Annotated in this window: 2 pseudogenes; both read right to left on the reverse strand. The window is 52.1% G+C overall.

The features are described from left to right. Nucleotides 1-142: pseudogene (locus tag FHC49_RS03285) on the reverse strand (IS1-like element transposase); the annotation flags it as partial. Nucleotides 143-151: 9 nt separating this feature from the next. Next, nucleotides 152-537: pseudogene (locus FHC49_RS24295) on the reverse strand (IS1 family transposase); the annotation flags it as partial.

Raw genomic sequence — 537 nt, forward strand, 5'->3', positions numbered from 1 at the left:
CTGAGTTTTTTAAGTGACGTAAAATCGTGTTGAGGCCAACGCCCATAATGCGGGCGGTTGCCCGGCATCCAACGCCATTCATGGCCATATCAATGATTTTCTGGTGCGTACCGGGTTGAGAAGCGGTGTAAGTGAGGGTAATGACTCCAACTTACTGATAGTGTTTTATGTTCAGATAATGCCCGATGACTTTGTCATGCAGCTCCACCGATTTTGAGAACGACAGTGACTTCCGTCCCAGCCTTGCCAGATGTTGTCTCAGATTCAGGTTATGTCGCTCAATGCGCTGAGTGTAACGCTTGCTGACAGATTCAGGTTATGTCGCTCAATGCGCTGAGTGTAACGCTTGCTGATAACGTGCAGCTTTCCCTTCAGGCGGGGTTCATACAGCGGCCAGCCATCCGTCATCCATACCACGACCTCAAAGGCCGACAGCAGGCTCAGAAGACGCTCCAGTGTGGCCAGAGTGCGTTCACCGAAGACGTGCGCCACAACCGTCCTCCGTATCCTGTCATACGCGTAAAACAGCCAGCGCTG

This window comes from Kluyvera sp. EC_51, assembly GCF_019584505.1.
GTDB lineage: Bacteria > Pseudomonadota > Gammaproteobacteria > Enterobacterales > Enterobacteriaceae > Kluyvera > Kluyvera sichuanensis.